The sequence below is a fragment of the Erythrobacter sp. genome (genome assembly GCF_011765465.1).
Lineage (GTDB): Bacteria > Pseudomonadota > Alphaproteobacteria > Sphingomonadales > Sphingomonadaceae > Erythrobacter.
Genome location: NZ_CP050265.1, coordinates 2804767 through 2820912 on the forward strand (window position 1 = coordinate 2804767; position 16146 = coordinate 2820912).

The 16146-nt window shown below is 66.6% G+C and carries 17 protein-coding genes and 1 tRNA gene; 6 read left to right on the forward strand and 12 right to left on the reverse strand.

Features of this window, described 5'->3' with window-relative positions:
* Nucleotides 1–6 precede the first annotated feature (6 nt).
* Nucleotides 7–753: an electron transfer flavoprotein subunit beta/FixA family protein gene (locus G9473_RS13515; protein WP_291133894.1), complete on the reverse strand. Its 747-nt coding sequence runs from the start codon at nt 751–753 to the stop codon at nt 7–9.
* Between the two features lie 265 nt (nt 754–1018).
* Between G9473_RS13515 and G9473_RS13520 the strand changes: the two genes are divergently transcribed.
* Nucleotides 1019–1555, forward strand: coding sequence for a DUF6265 family protein (locus G9473_RS13520; protein WP_291133895.1), 537 nt, complete (start codon nt 1019–1021; stop codon nt 1553–1555).
* A 114-nt stretch (nt 1556–1669) separates the two neighbouring features.
* On the opposite strand, the gene sucC is transcribed toward G9473_RS13520, so the two are convergent.
* Entirely contained in the window at nt 1670–2869 is a 1200-nt protein-coding gene (gene sucC / locus G9473_RS13525) for an ADP-forming succinate--CoA ligase subunit beta (RefSeq protein ID WP_291133897.1), read from the reverse strand.
* A 145-nt stretch (nt 2870–3014) separates the two neighbouring features.
* Between sucC and G9473_RS13530 the strand changes: the two genes are divergently transcribed.
* A complete protein-coding gene (locus tag G9473_RS13530; protein ID WP_291138485.1) occupies nt 3015–3791 on the forward strand; it encodes a 3'(2'),5'-bisphosphate nucleotidase CysQ in 777 nt (258 codons plus the stop codon).
* A 54-nt stretch (nt 3792–3845) separates the two neighbouring features.
* Here the strand turns inward: G9473_RS13530 and G9473_RS13535 are convergent, their stop codons facing one another.
* Nucleotides 3846–4541, reverse strand: a complete 696-nt coding sequence (locus G9473_RS13535; RefSeq protein WP_291133898.1) for an OmpA family protein — start codon at nt 4539–4541, stop codon at nt 3846–3848.
* Nucleotides 4542–4783: 242 nt separating this feature from the next.
* On the opposite strand from G9473_RS13535, the gene G9473_RS13540 reads away from it, so the two are divergent.
* Complete coding sequence (locus G9473_RS13540; RefSeq protein WP_291133900.1) at nt 4784–6094, forward strand: hemolysin family protein; 1311 nt, start codon at nt 4784–4786, stop codon at nt 6092–6094.
* Between the two features lie 127 nt (nt 6095–6221).
* Here the strand turns inward: G9473_RS13540 and G9473_RS13545 are convergent, their stop codons facing one another.
* Genes G9473_RS13545 through G9473_RS13585 form a run of 9 tightly spaced genes read right to left on the reverse strand, consistent with a single transcriptional unit; the run spans nt 6222 to nt 13936 of the window.
* On the reverse strand, nt 6222–6632 hold the full coding sequence (locus G9473_RS13545; RefSeq protein ID WP_291133901.1) for a DUF3035 domain-containing protein: 411 nt from the start codon (nt 6630–6632) through the stop codon (nt 6222–6224).
* A 2-nt stretch (nt 6633–6634) separates the two neighbouring features.
* A complete protein-coding gene (gene lspA / locus G9473_RS13550; protein WP_291133903.1) occupies nt 6635–7174 on the reverse strand; it encodes a signal peptidase II in 540 nt (179 codons plus the stop codon).
* Nucleotides 7171–10038 carry an isoleucine--tRNA ligase gene (gene ileS / locus G9473_RS13555; protein ID WP_291133905.1) on the reverse strand — a complete coding sequence of 956 codons (2868 nt, stop codon included), beginning with the start codon at nt 10036–10038 and terminating at the stop codon, nt 7171–7173. The genes lspA and ileS overlap by 4 nt, the downstream gene beginning before the upstream one ends.
* The gene (locus G9473_RS13560; protein WP_291133907.1) at nt 10035–10970 is read right to left on the reverse strand and encodes a bifunctional riboflavin kinase/FAD synthetase; all 936 of its coding nucleotides are present in this window, start codon (nt 10968–10970) and stop codon (nt 10035–10037) included. Before G9473_RS13560 ends, ileS begins: the two co-directional genes overlap by 4 nt.
* Nucleotides 10970–11476: a dihydrofolate reductase gene (locus tag G9473_RS13565; protein WP_291133908.1), complete on the reverse strand. Its 507-nt coding sequence runs from the start codon at nt 11474–11476 to the stop codon at nt 10970–10972. The genes G9473_RS13560 and G9473_RS13565 overlap by 1 nt, the downstream gene beginning before the upstream one ends.
* Nucleotides 11473–12555 (reverse strand): 5-(carboxyamino)imidazole ribonucleotide synthase, encoded by a 1083-nt coding sequence (locus G9473_RS13570; protein ID WP_291133910.1) that lies wholly within the window; start codon nt 12553–12555, stop codon nt 11473–11475. The genes G9473_RS13565 and G9473_RS13570 overlap by 4 nt, the downstream gene beginning before the upstream one ends.
* The gene (gene purE / locus G9473_RS13575; protein ID WP_291133912.1) at nt 12555–13049 is read right to left on the reverse strand and encodes a 5-(carboxyamino)imidazole ribonucleotide mutase; all 495 of its coding nucleotides are present in this window, start codon (nt 13047–13049) and stop codon (nt 12555–12557) included. The genes G9473_RS13570 and purE overlap by 1 nt, the downstream gene beginning before the upstream one ends.
* Nucleotides 13049–13735, reverse strand: coding sequence for a 2,3-diphosphoglycerate-dependent phosphoglycerate mutase (gpmA, locus tag G9473_RS13580; protein ID WP_291133913.1), 687 nt, complete (start codon nt 13733–13735; stop codon nt 13049–13051). Before gpmA ends, purE begins: the two co-directional genes overlap by 1 nt.
* A gap of 39 nt (nt 13736–13774) precedes the next feature.
* The gene (locus tag G9473_RS13585; protein WP_291133915.1) at nt 13775–13936 is read right to left on the reverse strand and encodes a hypothetical protein; all 162 of its coding nucleotides are present in this window, start codon (nt 13934–13936) and stop codon (nt 13775–13777) included.
* A 136-nt stretch (nt 13937–14072) separates the two neighbouring features.
* Between G9473_RS13585 and G9473_RS13590 the strand changes: the two genes are divergently transcribed.
* From G9473_RS13590 to G9473_RS13600, 3 genes are all read left to right on the forward strand, one after another.
* Nucleotides 14073–14147: transfer RNA gene (locus G9473_RS13590), tRNA-Thr, on the forward strand.
* 233 nt (nt 14148–14380) lie between these two features.
* On the forward strand, nt 14381–15145 hold the full coding sequence (locus G9473_RS13595; protein ID WP_291133917.1) for an SDR family oxidoreductase: 765 nt from the start codon (nt 14381–14383) through the stop codon (nt 15143–15145).
* 31 nt (nt 15146–15176) lie between these two features.
* Nucleotides 15177–16145: a thiamine pyrophosphate-dependent dehydrogenase E1 component subunit alpha gene (locus tag G9473_RS13600; RefSeq protein ID WP_291133918.1), complete on the forward strand. Its 969-nt coding sequence runs from the start codon at nt 15177–15179 to the stop codon at nt 16143–16145.
* Nucleotide 16146: the final 1 nt, after the last annotated feature.

The following is a 16146-nucleotide window of genomic DNA, read 5'->3' on the forward strand; positions in this document are numbered from 1 at the left end:
CCCGCCTCAGGCGATGCCGAGCGCCTTGATCTTCTCGACCAGCGCGGCGACGTCCTCGACCTTTTCGCCCGCCTGCCGCACGGGCGGTTCGGCGACGTTGGTGGTCGTCAGACGCGGCGCGATGTCGACGCCGAAATCGGCCGGGGCCTTGGTGTCGAGCGGCTTCTTCTTCGCCTTCATGATGTTGGGCAGCGAAGCATAGCGCGGCTCGTTGAGGCGCAGGTCGGTGGTGACGATCGCGGGCATGGTGAGCTTGACCGTTTCGAGCCCGCCGTCGATTTCGCGCTTGACGGTGACGCTGTCCCCGTCGACCTCGACCGTGTTGGCGAAGGTCCCCTGCGGACGGCCCATGAGCGCGGCGAGCATCTGGCCGGTCTGGTTCGAATCGTCGCTGATCGACTGCTTGCCGAGCAGGATGAGGCCGGGCTGCTCGTCCTCGGCGATCGCCTTGAGGATCTTGGCCACGGCGAGCGGTTCGACCTCTTCATCGGTTTCGACGAGGATCGCGCGATCGGCGCCCATGGCGAGCGCGGTGCGGAGCGTTTCCTGCGCCTTGGCCGGTCCGATCGAGACGGCGACGACTTCCTCGGCCTTGCCCGCCTCTTTCAGGCGGATGGCTTCCTCGACGGCGATTTCGTCGAAGGGGTTCATGCTCATCTTGACGTTGGCGAGGTCGACGCCCGAGCCGTCGGGCTTCACGCGCGGCTTCACGTTGTAATCGATCACCCGTTTGACGGGGACGAGGATCTTCATCTGCGTTTCCTTTCCCTTTGGCCCGGTCCGCGCCCGGCGTTGCCTTTGGCGGAACGTGGCGAAAACTCTCGCGGCGCGCCCTAGCTGGCGTTTACGTAAACGTCAACCGAGGCGGCTGGTTCCGGGTCGCGCGCGAACCGGTGCAAGCGGGCCATGTCCTTGCGCTGGCCCGGTGCGAGGTCAAGTGCCCAATTTGCGTGGGAAGCGGCGAATCGTGCAGCTATGAAGGGCGAGCGCAAACCGGCGCGACGATGGGGAGGGCAGTATGGCGAAGGGCACATGGCTGGCAGCGCTTGCCGCGCTGGCGACGGCAGGAACTGGGCAGGCCGAGGAGCCGACGGAGACGCGGCTGGCGGTCGAGGGCGCGACGCCGCCGCCCGCGACGCTGGCGCAGGTGGACTGGCTCGTCGGGCAATGGGCCGGAACCGGGATCGGCGACGCCCCGGCGCAGGAGAACTGGCTCCCGCCCGCAGGCGGCACGATGGTCGGGACATTCGTCCAGCAGGACGAGGACGGCGAGGTGCGCTTCACCGAGCACGTCTATCTGATGGAGGAGGATGGCTCGCTGGTGCTCCGCCTCAAGCACTTCAACGCCGACCTTACCGGGTGGGAGGAGAAAGACGACATGGTCACCTTCCGCCTCGCAGCGATCGAGCCGTGCGCGGCCTTCTTCCACGGCTTGACCCTGCGCTGCGCCGACCCCGCGAAGCCGGGCGAAGGGCTCGTGGCGGCGGTGCGGATGGAGTCGGGCGAGGAACTGGTCTTCCGCTACGAGCCGATCGGTCGGCGGAAGGCGGAATAAGCCGTCTCGGTCGCGCCAGCGACCGCAAGGGCAAGCGCCCGCCCCGCAGATGCCCGCCGCGCGAGCGGCGCAGCAGCACCGAGGGGGCCCGCCCGGACGGGCGGGCCCTATCGGTTACGCCGCCTGCTTCACCTCGGCGACGATCTTGCGCGCGGCATCGCCGAGGTCGTCGGCGCTGACGATGGCGAGGCCCGAATTGTCGAGGATTTCCTTGCCCGCCTCGACATTCGTGCCTTCGAGCCGGACCACCAGCGGGACCTGCAGGTTCACGTCCTTCGCCGCCTGCACGATGCCGTTGGCGATCACGTCGCACTTCATGATCCCGCCGAAGATGTTGACGAGGATGCCTTCGACCGCCGGGTCCTTGAGGATGATCTTGAACGCCGCCGTGACCTTTTCAGTGGTCGCCCCGCCGCCGACGTCGAGGAAGTTCGCCGGGAAGGCGCCGTTCAGCTTGATGATGTCCATCGTCGCCATGGCGAGGCCTGCGCCGTTGACCATGCAGCCGATGTTCCCGTCGAGCTTGATATAGGCGAGGTCGTATTCGCTCGCCTCGACCTCGGAGGGGTCTTCCTCGGTCTCGTCGCGCATTTCCGCGATGTCCTTGTGCCGGAAGAGCGCGTTCGAATCGAAGCTCATCTTCGCATCGAGCACGGTCAGCTTGCCGTCCTCGGTTTCGACCAGCGGGTTGATCTCCAGCATCGAGGCATCGGTCGCCATGAAGGCTTCATAGAGCTGCTTGGCGAGTTTCTGCGCCTGCTTGTTGAGATCGCCTTCCAGCTTCAGCCCGAAGGCGAGCGAGCGGGCATGGTGCGGCATGAAGCCCTGGGCGGGGTCGATCGTGATCGTCGTGATCTTCTCCGGGGTGTCGTGCGCGACCGCCTCGATGTCCATCCCGCCTTCGGTCGAGGCGACCATCGCGACGCGCCCCGTCGCGCGGTCGACCAGCAGGGAGAAGTAGTATTCCTTGGCGATGTCGACCCCGTCGGTTACGTAGAGGCGGTTCACCTGCTTGCCTTCATCGCCGGTCTGCACGGTTACGAGCGTGTTGCCGAGCATTTCCTTCGCGTGGGCCTCGACTTGCTCGAGGCTCTTGGCGAGCCGCACGCCGCCCTTCGCGTCCTCGCCCAGTTCCTTGAACTTGCCCTTGCCGCGGCCGCCCGCATGAATCTGCGCCTTCACCACGTAGAGCGGTCCGGGCAGCTTCTTCGCCGCCGCGACGGCTTCCTCGACGCTCAGCGCCGCGTGACCATCCGGCACCGCGATGCCGTGGGCTTTCAGGAGTTCCTTGGCCTGGTATTCGTGGACGTTCATCAGCTTTCGATCCCTTGTTCGTGTCGCTCGCGAGGTTGCGCGGGGCCTAAGCACGGATCGCCGCGCTTGAAAAGTGTCTCTCTTCCGGCCAAGCGGGATGAGCGTTTCATCCCCCGCCAACACCCCGTTTTCGAAGACCGCCGAAGTGATAGACAGGAACCGCTTTACCGAGATCGTCCGCGAGGCGGGCCGGATCGCCCATGCCCGCTGGCCGGGTGCGGGACACCGGCTTGAAAGCTGGGACAAGTCGCCCGGCAACCCTGTGAGCGAGGCCGATCTCGAGGTCGACCGTTTCCTCAAGCGCGAGCTCGGTCGGCTGCTGCCTGCTGCCGCATGGCTGTCGGAGGAAACCGCCGACGACAAGCAGCGCACCCGCAGCGGGCTTATCTGGGAAGTCGACCCGATCGACGGGACGCGCGATTTCGTGCGGGGGCGGAGCGGCTGGGCGGTGTCGGTCGCGCTGGTGAACTCGGGCAGGCCGCTGATCGGGATGCTGGTCGCGCCCGCGCGGGGCGAGGAATGGTGTGCGGTGGCCGGGCAGGGGGCGACGCTCAACGATGCGCCGCTCAGGGCCAGCGCGCGCAGCGAGTTCGCGGGCGCGCGCGTGCCGGTCGACCGGTTGCCGGACGAGGATTCAATGCTGGTCGCAGTCGAGAAACCCAATTCGATCGCGCTCAGGATCGCAATGGTCGCCGACGACCGCGCCGACCTCGTCGCGACCCTGCGTTGGGGCTTCGAATGGGACATCGCCGCCGCCACCCTGATCGCGCGCGAAGCAGGCGCGCGGGTGAGCGATGCCTTCGGTCGCCCGCTCGATTACAACAAGCACGACCCGCGCGATTTCGGCGTGCTCGTGTGCGCGCCGGGCATCCACGAGGCGGCGGTCAAGCACCTCGCCAAGCGGGCAGCCCAGCTCAAATGAAAGGGCGGGCGGCACCGTCGTGCCCGCCCGCCCGCAAATCGATCCGCGCCGAATTCAATTGCCGCGCGCGGCGTTCACGTCGTCCTGCGAGATCGGGATGATCTTGATCTCGACCCTGCGGTTGAGCGGCTCGGCCACGCCGTCCGCGGTCTTGACCCGCAGGTAGTCGTATTGCTCGCCATAGCCCTGCGTCGCGATGCGGCTGCGCGCCACGCCGCGCGCGGCGAGGTAATCGGCGACCGCCTGCGCGCGCTGTTCGGACAGGCGCTGGTTGAGCGCGTCGGAGCCGGTGGTGTCGGTGAAGCCGTACACGTCGATCAGGCTGTTGGGATATTCGAGCAGGTTCTGCGCCACCGCGTTGAGCGTGTCGTAGAAACCGGGATTGATCTGGGCCGATCCGGTCGCGAAGGTCACGCCGTCGGGCATCCGCAGCAGGATCGCTTCCTGGTCGCCGACTTCCTCGACTTCCACGCCGGTGCCTTCGGTCAGTTCGTCGAGCTCGCGGATCTGGTCGTCATACTGCTTGCCGATGACGGCGCCCGCGCTGCCGCCGATCCCGGCGCCGATGATGCGCGCGGCATCGCCGCCGATCGCGCCGCCGAGCAGGTAGCCCAGCGTGCCGCCGATCCCTGCGCCGATCGCCGTGCGCGACGCCTTGCGCTCGCCCGTGTTGGGGTCCGTGACGCAGCCGCTCGTCCCGATCAGGGCGAGGGCAGCCGTGCCCGACAAAAGGATCCGTGATACTTTCATTATTGTCCTCCACTTTTCGGCACGCGCCGCGCGGCCTTCGCGTGGCGCATCCTTCCCTAACAAGGCGCGGAACAGCCCCCTTGTTCCGCATCGCGTCCCCCGGATGCGCGACCGGGGGCGAGAGCCGACCGGACGGGCAAGAGCTACGATAACCCCGGAAATCCGCCAATGACAGAGGTTTTGCGCCCCTGTGCGCTTTTGCCCGCTGGCATGGCCCTGCAATTGTGCTAGCGCTTTGCGTCGTGACCCCGTTTCCCTGGCCAGAACTCCTGATCATCGCCGGGCTGATCGTGCTCAACGGCGTCTTCGCCATGTCCGAGCTGGCGATCGTTTCGGCCCGGACCTCGACCCTCAAGGCGAAGAAGGACGAAGGATCGAGCAGCGCCGAAGTGGCGATGGCGCTCGCGGCGGAGCCGGGCAAGTTCCTCTCGACCGTGCAGGTCGGCATTACCCTGATCGGCATCCTCAACGGCGCGTTCTCGGGCGCAAGCCTCGGATTGCCGGTGGCCGAGCGGCTCGCCTTTCTCGGCGTGCCCGGTGACATCGCGGAGGAACTCGGCTTCACGCTGGTGATCGCGCTGACGACCTATTTCACCATCGTCGTGGGCGAACTCGTGCCGAAACAGCTCGCCCTGCGCGCGGCGGTGCCGATCTCACTCGTCATGGCGCGGCCGATGGACTGGCTCGCGCGGATCGCGGCGCCGCTGGTGTGGGTGCTCGACAAGTCGTCGGCCGCGATGATCAAGCTGTTCGGGATCACCTCCAAGGGCCAGTCTTCGGTGACTTCCGACGAATTGCGCATGATCCTTGCCGAGGCGACCCGGTCGGGCGTGATCGAGGCCGAGCAGCACCAGATCCTGACCGGCGTCGTGCGCCTTGCCGAGCGGCCCGTGCGCGAGATGATGACGCCGCGCACCGAAGTCGACTGGATCGATGCCGATGCCGACCGCGACCAGATCCGAGAAGCGATCGCGGGCAGCCCGCATTCGGTCCTGCCGGTCGCCGAAGGCTCGCCCGATGCGATCCTCGGCCTCGTCAAGGTGCGCGAGGTGCTCGCCCGGATGGTCGAGGGCGAGGCGGTTTCGATCCGCGACATGATCCGCCGCGCAGAAGTCGTGCCCGACCAGCTCGATGCGATGGACGCGCTGAGAGTCCTGCAGGGGGCCGACATCGCGCTCGCGCTGGTGCACGACGAATACGGCCATTTCGAAGGTGTGGTCACGCCGGTCGACCTGCTCACCGCGATTGCCGGCGACTTCGCGAGCGACCGCGAGGAAGGCGACAGCCCGCAGGTCGTCGAACGGGCCGACGGATCGTTGCTGGTGTCCGGTGCGCTGTCGGCGGACGCTCTCGCCGACCGGCTCGGGCTCGAATACGGCGAGGATCGCGAATTCGGGACCGCGGCGGGTTATGTCCTGTCGGTGCTCAAGAAGCTCCCGGTCGAGGGCGAGGCTTTCACCGACCAGGGCTGGCGCTTCGAAGTGATCGACATGGACAACCGTCGCATCGACAAGCTGCTGGTGAGCCGCGTCGAGGAAGCCGAGGACAGCTGAGCGACAAGATTTGAGGGCTGGTTGCATCGGCCTGCACAGCAGGCCGCAAGCGCGACCGCGCGCCCGCAGCGATGCGACCTTCAGGTCGCGTGAGCGAGGAAAGGTGCGCCCGGATGGGCGCACCGCATCAAGAAGGAATCAACGTCTGCGCGTTCTGACCGTCGCCTTCGGGAGCGGCGATGATGTCGCGGGTCACGCGACCCTTGGCGACCGTGTTGGTCTTTTCATCGCCCGCCTGCGAGCGGATGCTCGGTGCGGCGCTGCCGGCGCGGTTCAGCGCCGTGCTCTCGATCTCGCTGCGCGGGGCTGGGCCGCCGAACAGGGCTTCGAGCGCCTGCTCCGCCGCGGTGCCTTCGGCCGGGCGCGGGGCGCCGGGCTCGGGCGGGGAGAGGCTGAAATCGGGCGGCACGACAAGCGGCGCCTGGCGCTGCACGGCGAATTCGTCGGGCCGGTCGCGGTTGAACAGCCCGCCGCCGCCGCACGCGGCGAGCATCGCGCTTCCCGAGGCAAGCAGGATGGCGGTCTTGAGGTTACGCATGGTCATTGCTCCGTCTCGCCCGCTTCGAGCGGGCGCGCTTTCTCGCCGTTGTCGTCCTTCTCGCGCACCAGCAGGCTGCGGGCAAGGATAATGACGACGCCGATGGTGATCGCGGCATCGGCGATGTTGAAGATGAGGAAGGGGCGGAAAGTCCCGATGTGGAAATCGGCATAGTCGATGACGTAGCCGAGATCCCAGCGGTCGACGATGTTCCCGATCGCCCCGCCGAGGATCAGCGCCAGCGCGGCGATGTCGCCGAGCTTCCTCTCGCGCATCATCCACACGAACACGACCAGCGCGATTCCCGCAGTGAGCAGGACCAGCAGCCAGCGCATCTCCATGTTGGTCGCCTGCAGCATCCCCAGCGAGACGCCCCGGTTCTCGGTATAGGTGAGGTCGAAAAAGGGCAGCAGGTCGATGTGCCGCACCTCACGCAGCGCGAGCGGGCCGATGACGAGCCACTTCACCGCCTGGTCGATCGCCGCGATGAACGCGGCAAGGCCCAGCCCGATCAACCGGTTGCGAGTGGCGGGAGGGTTCACGCCGCCGTCTCGTCGAGCTGCGCGACGACATCGGCGCAGCGCCCGCACAGCGCGCCGTCCTCGGGCACGTCGGGGAGCAGACGCCAGCAGCGGCCGCACTTGTTGTCGCTGGAGCGGGTCACGGTCACCTCGTCGCCCTGCCCGCGGGTCACTGTCGCGCTGATGAACAGTTCGGCGAGCTGTTCGTCTGTGATGCCTTCGGGCACGGCGGAGGCGGGGACGGTGACGGCGGCCTCGTTGCTCGACCGGATCACCTTTTCGCGCCGCAGCGGTTCGATCGCTTCGGTGACTCGTTCGCGCAGCGCGCGCAATTGCTCCCACTTGCCACGGTCGGAGGTGACGCTGGGCACGCTCGGCCATTCGAGCAGGTGGACGCTGCCGCCCTGCTCGCCGTCCTGCGGGTAGCGGGTGAGCCAGACCTCTTCCGCCGTGTGCACCAGAACCGGCGCGGCGTAGCGCACGAGCGAGTGGAACAATAGGTCGAGCACGGCGCGATAGGCGTTGCGCGTGTCCGAATCCGGTCCGTCGCAATAGAGCGTGTCCTTGCGGATATCGAAGAAGAAGGCCGAGAGGTCCTCGTTGCAGAAATCGACCAGCAGGCGGGTGTACGCGTTGAAGTCGTATTCCTCCGCCGCGCGCCGCAGCTTGCCGTCGAGCTCCGACAGCAGCGAGAGGATGTAGACTTCGAGTTCCGGCAATTCGCCCACGTCGCTGAAATCGCCGATCCACCCGTCGAGCGCGCCGAGCAGGTAGCGGAAGGTGTTGCGCAGGCGGCGATACTGGTCGCCCACGCCCTTCAGGATTTCGTCCCCGATGCGGTGGTCGGCGGTGAAATCGACGCTGAGCGCCCACAGCCGGATGATGTCCGCGCCGTATTGCTCCATGACCTTGAGCGGATCGACCGTGTTGCCGAGGCTCTTCGACATCTTCATGCCCTTGGCGTCCATGGTGAAGCCGTGGGTGAGGATCGCGTCATAGGGCGCGCGGCCGCGCGTGGCGCAGCTTTCGAGGAGCGAGGACTGGAACCAGCCGCGATGCTGGTCGGAGCCTTCGAGGTAGAGGTTGGCGGGCCACTGGAGGTCGGGCCACTTGCCGCTTTCGAGGACGAAGGCATGGGTGCAGCCCGAATCGAACCAGACGTCGAGGATGTCCATGACCATCTCGAACTCGTCCGGGTCGTGGTCGGGGCCGAGGAATTCGGCCTTGCGGCTCTCGTCCCACGCATCGACGCCGCCTTCGCGGATCGCGGCGATGACGCGGGCGTTGACCTCCGGGTCCTGCAGGTAGGTCCCGTCGGGACGGACGAAGAGCGTGATCGGCACGCCCCAGGCGCGCTGGCGCGAGAGCACCCAGTCGGGCCGGCCTTCGACCATCGAGCCGATCCGGCGACTGCCGCGCGCGGGGGTGAAGTCGACCCGTTCGATTTCGGACAGGGCGCGCTCACGCAGGGTCCCGCCGCCTTCAAGCGGCTTGTCCATCGGCACGAACCATTGCGCGGTGGCGCGGTAGATCACCTTCGCCTTGGAGCGCCACGAATGGGGGTAGGAGTGTTCGTAATCCGCGCTCGCCGAAAGCAGCGCCCCTGCTTCGCGCAGATCGGAGCAGATCGGCCCGTCGGGGGCATTGAAACCCGCATTGATGACCGCGCGGCGGCGTTCCTTGCCCTCGTCGTCGAGGTCGCCCGCGCCGAGCCACGGCCAGTCGTCGCGATAGCGCCCGTCGCCCATCACGGCGAAGACCGGGTGGATGTCGGCGGTCTTGCACAGCTCGAAATCGTCCTCGCCGTGGTCGGGCGCCATGTGGACGAGGCCGGTGCCGGAATCGGTGGTGACGAAGTCGCCCGCGAGCATCGGGCGCGGCGTCGCGTAGAACCCGCCGAGATGGTGCATCGGGTGGCGGGCGACGGTGCCGGCGAGGTCTGCGCCTTTGAAGCGAAGCTTGGGCTCTTTGAAGATCATGACGCCGCTAGTCGCGGCGCTCGACAGCCGTTTCTCAACTTCAGCGACGAGGTCGCAAGCAAAGACCAGAAAGTCAGGCTCGTTTACGTTGTCGTTGTCCGAATAGTAGACTTCGAAGAGGCCATAATCGATGTCCGGCCCATAGGCCAAAGCCTGGTTCACCGGGATCGTCCACGGCGTCGTCGTCCAGATCACCGCGTGCGCGCCCACCAGTTCGGGGATCGGCGACTCCACGATCTCGAACGCCACGTCGATCTGGGTCGAGGTGATGTCCTCGTATTCGACCTCCGCCTCGGCCAGCGCGGTCTTTTCGACCGGGGACCACATCACCGGCTTCGCGCCGCGATAGAGGTTGCCGGCCTCGGCGAACTTCATCAGCTCGGCGACGATGGTCCCTTCGGCCTCGTAATCCATCGTGAGGTAGGGGTTTTCCCAGTCGCCCAGGAGGCCGAGCCGCTTCAGCTGCCCGCGCTGCACGTCGACCCAGTGCTGCGCGTAGGCGCGGCATTCGGCGCGGAATTCAGGCCGGGGGACGTCGTCCTTGTTCAGTTTCTTCTTGCGGTACTGTTCCTCGACCTTCCATTCGATCGGCAGGCCGTGGCAATCCCAGCCGGGAACATAGGGCGCGTCCTTGCCCATCAGGCTCTGCGAGCGCACCACCATGTCCTTGAGGATATGGTTCAGCGCGTGGCCGATATGCATCTCGCCATTGGCGTAAGGCGGGCCGTCGTGGAGGATGAACTTCTCGCGGCCCTTCCGCGCCTCGCGCAGTTTCGCGTAGAGGTCGATCTCTTCCCAGCGCGCCTGGATGCCCGGTTCCTTCTGCGGAAGGCCGGCTTTCATGGGGAAATCGGTTTTGGGGAGGAAAACCGTATCCTTGAGGTCGCGCTTGGTTTGGTCGGTCATGGCGCAAGCGCGCTTAGAAGCCGCCGCGCCTCGGCGCAATCCTTCTCCATCTGGTCGGTCAGCGCCTCGAGAGTGTCGAACTTCGCCTCGCCGCGCAGGAAGTGGTGGAAGGCGACTTCGATCTCCTGCCCGTAGAGATCGCCCGAGAAGTCGAAGAAGTAGGGCTCGAGCAGCTCCTTGGGCGGTTCGAACTGCGGGCGGATGCCGATATTGGCCGCGCCTTTCAGCACCTCGCCGGTCTGCAGGATCTTCCCCGTCACCGCATAGATCCCGTATTTCGGGCGCAGATACTTGTCGATCGCGAGGTTGGCGGTGGGATAGCCGATCGTGCGCCCGCGCTTGTCGCCGTGCTCGACGATGCCGCGGATCGCAAAGGGGCGGGTGAGGAGGTCGGCGGCAAGTTGCGGGTCGCCTTCGCGCAGCGCCTCTCGGATCCGGCTGGAGGAGACGATCCCGTCCTTCTCGACCGCCTCGACCACGCGCGATTCGAGGCCGAGTTCGCCGCCCAGCGAGCGCAGGAGGTCGACATTGCCCTTCGCGCCCTTGCCGAAGGTGAAATCGCCCCCCGTCACCACGCCATGCGCGCCGAGCCGGTCGATCAGGATGGTGCGGATGAAATCCTCGGCCGTGGTCCCGGCAAGGTCGGCGTCGAAATGGAACACCAGCATCGCCGTCGCGCCTGCGGCGAGGTAGAGTTCCTGCCGCTGTTCGAGCGTGGTGAGGCGGAACGGCGGCACGTCGGGCTTGAAGAAGCGCACCGGGTGGGGGTCGAAGGTCGCGATGATCGAAGGCCGGCCCTCCGCGTGCGCCCAGCGGATCGCCTCGCCCGCGACCGCCTGATGGCCGCGGTGGAAGCCGTCGAAATTGCCGAGCGCGATCACCGCGCCGCGCAAGGGTGCGGGGACGGGATCGCGGTGATCGAGCCAGCGCATCAGGAGGTTCCCCTTTCGGCGCGCTCATAGGTCAGGAAGGCGTAGGCGGGAAGGTCACCTTGAGCCGGATGCTCTTCGCGGTGGACGACTTCCCAGCCCGCGCCGGGCGCGGACATGAAGGTGTCGCCGTCGAATTCGGCGTGGATCTGGGTCAGTTCGATCCGGTCGGCATGGTCCATGAACACGTCATAGATCGCCGCCCCGCCGATCACCGCGATCGCTTCGGGATCGTCCTTGTGGGCGAGGGCCAGTGCGTCTTCGACCGACGGTGCGACCTCGGCGCCTTCGCTGTCCCACCGCTCGCGCCGGGTGAGGACGATGTGGCGGCGCCCCGGCAGCAGGCCCGGCAGGCTCTCGAAGGTCTTGCGCCCCATGATCATCGGCTTGCCCATGGTGAGCGCCTTGAACCGCTTGAGATCGGCGGGCAGGTGCCAGGGCAGGCTGCCGTCCCGGCCGATCGCGCCGTTTTCGGCGCGCGCATAGATCAGGACCACCGGAGCGCTCACGGAAGGCGCGCGCCCACCCGCGTGACGTGGCCCATCTTGCGCCCCTCGCGCGCCTCGCACTTGCCGTAGAGGTGGAGGTGCGGCTCGCCTTCCTCGGCGAGGATTTCGTGCGCAGCGAGCGCCTGCTCTCCGACGATGTTGCGCATATCGATGCTGGCGAAGCGCGTCGCGGTCTCTCCCAGCGGCAGGCCGCAGATCGCGCGGACGTGGTTCTCGAACTGGCTCGTGGCCGCGCCCTCGATCGTCCAATGGCCCGAATTGTGGACCCGCGGGGCCATTTCGTTGAAGACCGGCCCGTTTTTCGTGGCGAAGAATTCGAGCGTGAGGACGCCGACATAGGCGAGCGCGTCCGCGACCTTGCCGGCCAGTTCGCGCGCGGCTTCGACCTGCTCTTCGACAATCGCCGGGGCAGGCAGGACCGACTGCACCAGCATCCCGCCTTCGTGGGTGTTGGCGGTCGAATCCCAGAACCGGATCTCGCCGTCCGCCGCGCGCACGAGGATGACCGAGAATTCCGCCTCGAAATCGACGAAGCCTTCATAGATGCACGTCCGCCCCGGAAAGCGCACGCCCTGCGCCTCGCTTCCGCCCTGCACGCGCCACTGACCCTTGCCGTCATAGCCGTCGCGCGCGGTCTTGAGGATGCCGGGCGTGCCGATGCGGTCGAGCGCACCGGCGAAATCCTCGTCGCTTTCCACCCGCAGGTGCGGCGCGGCGCGGCCGCCGAGATCCTCGACGAAACGCTTTTCCGCGAGCCGGTCCTGCGCCACTTCGAGCGCGCGGGGCGCGCAGGCGAGACGCGCCGCCGGGATGCGCTCGACCGCCGACACGGGGACGTTCTCGAACTCCCATGTCACGACATCGCACTTCGCGGCGAAGGCCGAGAGAGCCTCGCGGTCGGCCCAGTGGTTCTCGAAGAAATCGGCGCAGGCGTCGGCCGCGACATTATCGCCTGCCGGCGCGTATCCGATGCAGCGATAGCCGAGCTGCATCGCGGACATCGCCATCATCCGGCCGAGCTGCCCGCCTCCGAAGATGCCGATGGTCGAGCCGGGGGGGAGGGGGGCGCTTTCCGCCATCAGTCCTGCGGCACCTCGCCCACGGCGGCGCTGCGCGCGGCGCGCCAGTCCTGCAGCCGTTCGGACAGGTCCTCGTCCTTCAATGCGAGTATCGCCGCAGCCATCAGCCCCGCATTTGTCGCTCCGGCCTCTCCGATGGCGAGCGTGCCGACCGGAACCCCGGCGGGCATCTGGGCGATCGAAAGCAGGCTGTCCATGCCATTGAGCGCGCGCGACTGCACCGGCACGCCGAGCACAGGCAGGTGCGTCATGCTTGCGATCATGCCCGGCAGGTGCGCCGCCCCGCCCGCGCCCGCGATGATGACGTCGAAGCCTTCGCCCTCCGCACCTTTCGCAAAGGCGCTCATCCGGTCGGGCGTGCGGTGGGCGGAAACGATCCGCGCCTCGTGTGCGACCTCGAGCTCTTCGAGCACTTCGGCGGCGCATTTCATGGTCGGCCAGTCCGACTGGCTGCCCATCACGATCGCGACCTTGCCCCCCGTCTGCGCTGCCATCAGCTGTCCTTCAGGTAGTAGCGTTCGCCGGGCACCATGTCCTCGTCGAAGTCATAGACGATCGGCTCGCCGGTCGGAATTTCGAGCCCGGTGATGTCATCGTCGGAGATGTTCGAGAGGTGCTTGACGAGCGCGCGCAGCGAGTTGCCGTGGGCGGAAATGATGACCGTCTCCCCGCTTGCAAGGACGGGCAGGATGTCGCTTTCCCAATAGGGCAGCACCCTTTCGATCGTGAGCTTGAGGCTTTCGGTGTAGGGCACGTCGATCCCGGCATAGCGATCATCCGCGCCCGGATCGAACTCGCTGCCCGGCTCCATTTCGGGCGGCGGCACGTCGAAGCTGCGGCGCCAGATATGGACCTGCTCGTCGCCGTGCTTGTCGCGGGTTTCCTGCTTGTCGAGCCCGGTCAGCCCACCGTAGTGCCGTTCGTTGAGCCGCCAGTCCTTGACCTCGGGAATCCAGAGCCGCCCGGCGTATTCCAGCGCGAGGTGCAAGGTCTTGATCGCGCGAGTCTGGAGCGAGGTGAAGGCGCGGGTCGGAAGCACGCCCTTTTCGCGCATCAGCCGGCCGGCTGCCTTCGCTTCCTCGACGCCCTTCTCGGTGAGGTCGACGTCCCACCACCCGGTGAAGCGGTTCTCGAGGTTCCACTGGCTCTGGCCGTGGCGCACTAGGATCAGCTTGGGCACGGAAACTCTTGCTCCTGTCTCGTCGGGGAGCGCGTGTGGTTAGCTTTGCGCGTCCGGCTTGGAAAGCCCGTTGTCGCGCGATTCGCTCGCCGGTTCGGCCGATTGCGCGCGGGCTTGCGCCTTTCGCCGCCGCAGGTTCTCGCGCAGCTTGGCCGCCAGGCGCTCCTCACGCGACATATTCTTGCGCGTTTCTTCACTCATGCCTAACGCCTTGGCTTTAGGAGCGTCCGGGTTCAAGCCCTGCGCTCAAACAGCGAAGCGATAGCGCAACAAGAGCGTTGACAATGTGTGTCCGCGCGACAATAGCGCGCGCCTGCCCGCAACCGGCAATGGTTACGCTGCTGTAGCTCAGTGGTAGAGCGCACCCTTGGTAAGGGTGAGGCCGGGAGTTCAATCCTCCCCAGCAGCACCATATTTTCTTTCTGCGCTTACCCATCCGGGCGAGCATCCTCGGCGCGGTTCCTCCATTTCGCTTCGCTCCATTCCGGGCGCCTGCGGGCGGCCGGTCGGCCTTGCGGTCGCTGCGCGACCGTTCGAGCCGGGCGACGCATCACTTTTCTTCGCCCCCACACTTTTGACGATACGCCCGGCACGCGGGCTTCGCTATCCCATCGGCAATCATTCACCGCATGGGAGAGGTGCGCCATGGATCTGGGACTCAAGGGCAAGAAAGTCATCATGAACGGCGGGGCGCACGGGCTCGGCCTTGCCTCCTTGAAGCTGTTCGCCGCCGAGGGCGCGGATGTCGCCTTTTTCAGCCGTAAGGAAGACAAGATCGAGGCCGCCAAGGCCGCGATCGACGCCGCCGGGCCGGGCAAGGTCTTCGCCGAGGTCTTCGACATGAACGACGGGCCCGATGCCTACAAGGCGTGGCTCGAGAAGGCCGCGAAGGAGCTGGGCGGCTGCGACATCTTCATCCATACCGCCTCCTCCTCGGGCACGGGCGGGACCGGCGACTGGCAGGCGACGCTCGACATGGACATCATGGGCGCGGTCAACGGGGTCGAGACGCTCACCCCCATGCTGGCCGAATCGGATGCCGGGTCGATTCTTTTCATGAGCTCGACCGCCGCGCTCGAGACCTTCATCGCCCCGCAGGCGTTCAACGCGATGAAGGCCGCGCTCATCACCTACGGCTCGCAGCTTTCGCAGGCGCTCGCGCCGCAGGGCATCCGGGTCAACACCGTCTCGCCCGGCGCGATCTATTACGAGGGCGGCAACTGGGAAGCGATCAAGGGCATGATGCCCGAGCTTTACGAAGGCACGCTCGCCAAGATGCCGATGGGCCGGTTCGGCAATGACGAGGAGGTTGCCAAGGCGATCGTCTTTGTCGCCAGCCCTGCCGTGCCCTACATGACCGGCGCGAACGTGGTGGTCGACGGCGGCTTTACCCAGCGCGTCCAGTTCTAAGCTCCCCAAACAACAGGAAGGCTCGTCCCCCATGGCCGAAATCGACCGCGACAAGCTGCTCGACATCTACACCCGCACGATGAAGGTGAACCGCACCGACGAGAAGTTCCGCGAGCTTCTCATGCAAGGCAAGGTCGCCGTCATGTATTACTGCGTGCGCGGACAGGAGCTCGTCTCCGCCGCCGCCATGGCCGCGCTCGAGCCGCAAGACTATGTCGTGTGCACCTATCGCGGGCAGGGCGAACAGACCGCCAAGGGCATCCCGATGGAGAAGTGGTGGGGCGAATGCCTCGGCAAGGCGACCGGCACCTGCAAGGGCAAGGGCGGGACCATGCACATCACCGATCCGGACACCGGCATCATGGTGACCACCGGCGTGGTGGGAAGCGGCATCCCAATCGCCAACGGGCTTGCCATGGCGAGCCAGAACAATGGCGACGGGCGCGTGACGCTGGTCAGCTTCGGCGACGGGGCGGCCAATATCGGCGGCTTCCACGAAGCGATGAACATGGCCCAGCTCTACAAGCTGCCGGTCGTCTTCCTGTGCCAGAACAACCGCTATGGCGAACACACCGCCTATGCCGACCACACCGACAGCCCGACCATCGCCGAGCGTGCGGCGGGTTACGGCATGAAGGGCGTGCGGGTCGACGGCAACGACGTGAACGCGGTCTATCCGGCGGTCAAGGAAGCGGTCGACCGGGCCCGCGCGGGCGAAGGCCCGACGCTGGTCGAGGCGATGTGCTACCGCATGATGGGCCACTTCTTCGGTTCGGACTTCAGCTATATGCCGCCCGAACACATCGAGGAGATGAAGAAGGAGGACCCGCTGCCCAAATTGAGGAAGGTGATGCTCGAACGCCAGTTCACCGAGGAGGAGCTCGACAAGATCGTGGCGGACATCGACGCCGAGATCGACGCCGCGGTCCAGCACGCGCTCGACGCGCCGCTGCCGGACACCGATGAAATCTACAAGGACGTGCTCGAGGAGGTGAACTGAG

Excerpts from the sequence above, each read along its gene's own strand:
- G9473_RS13515 (WP_291133894.1), bottom strand. The coding sequence starts at position 753 with ATGAAGATCCTCGTCCCCGTCAAACGGGTGATCGATTACAACGTGAAG.
- G9473_RS13520 (WP_291133895.1), top strand. The coding sequence starts at position 1,019 with ATGGCGAAGGGCACATGGCTGGCAGCGCTTGCCGCGCTGGCGACGGCA.
- sucC (WP_291133897.1), bottom strand. The coding sequence starts at position 2,869 with ATGAACGTCCACGAATACCAGGCCAAGGAACTCCTGAAAGCCCACGGC.
- G9473_RS13535 (WP_291133898.1), bottom strand. The coding sequence starts at position 4,541 with ATGAAAGTATCACGGATCCTTTTGTCGGGCACGGCTGCCCTCGCCCTG.
- G9473_RS13545 (WP_291133901.1), bottom strand. The coding sequence starts at position 6,632 with ATGCGTAACCTCAAGACCGCCATCCTGCTTGCCTCGGGAAGCGCGATG.
- ileS (WP_291133905.1), bottom strand. The coding sequence starts at position 10,038 with ATGACCGACCAAACCAAGCGCGACCTCAAGGATACGGTTTTCCTCCCC.
- G9473_RS13560 (WP_291133907.1), bottom strand. The coding sequence starts at position 10,970 with ATGCGCTGGCTCGATCACCGCGATCCCGTCCCCGCACCCTTGCGCGGC.
- G9473_RS13570 (WP_291133910.1), bottom strand. The coding sequence starts at position 12,555 with ATGGCGGAAAGCGCCCCCCTCCCCCCCGGCTCGACCATCGGCATCTTC.
- purE (WP_291133912.1), bottom strand. The coding sequence starts at position 13,049 with ATGGCAGCGCAGACGGGGGGCAAGGTCGCGATCGTGATGGGCAGCCAG.
- G9473_RS13585 (WP_291133915.1), bottom strand. The coding sequence starts at position 13,936 with ATGAGTGAAGAAACGCGCAAGAATATGTCGCGTGAGGAGCGCCTGGCG.
- G9473_RS13595 (WP_291133917.1), top strand. The coding sequence starts at position 14,381 with ATGGATCTGGGACTCAAGGGCAAGAAAGTCATCATGAACGGCGGGGCG.
- G9473_RS13600 (WP_291133918.1), top strand. The coding sequence starts at position 15,177 with ATGGCCGAAATCGACCGCGACAAGCTGCTCGACATCTACACCCGCACG.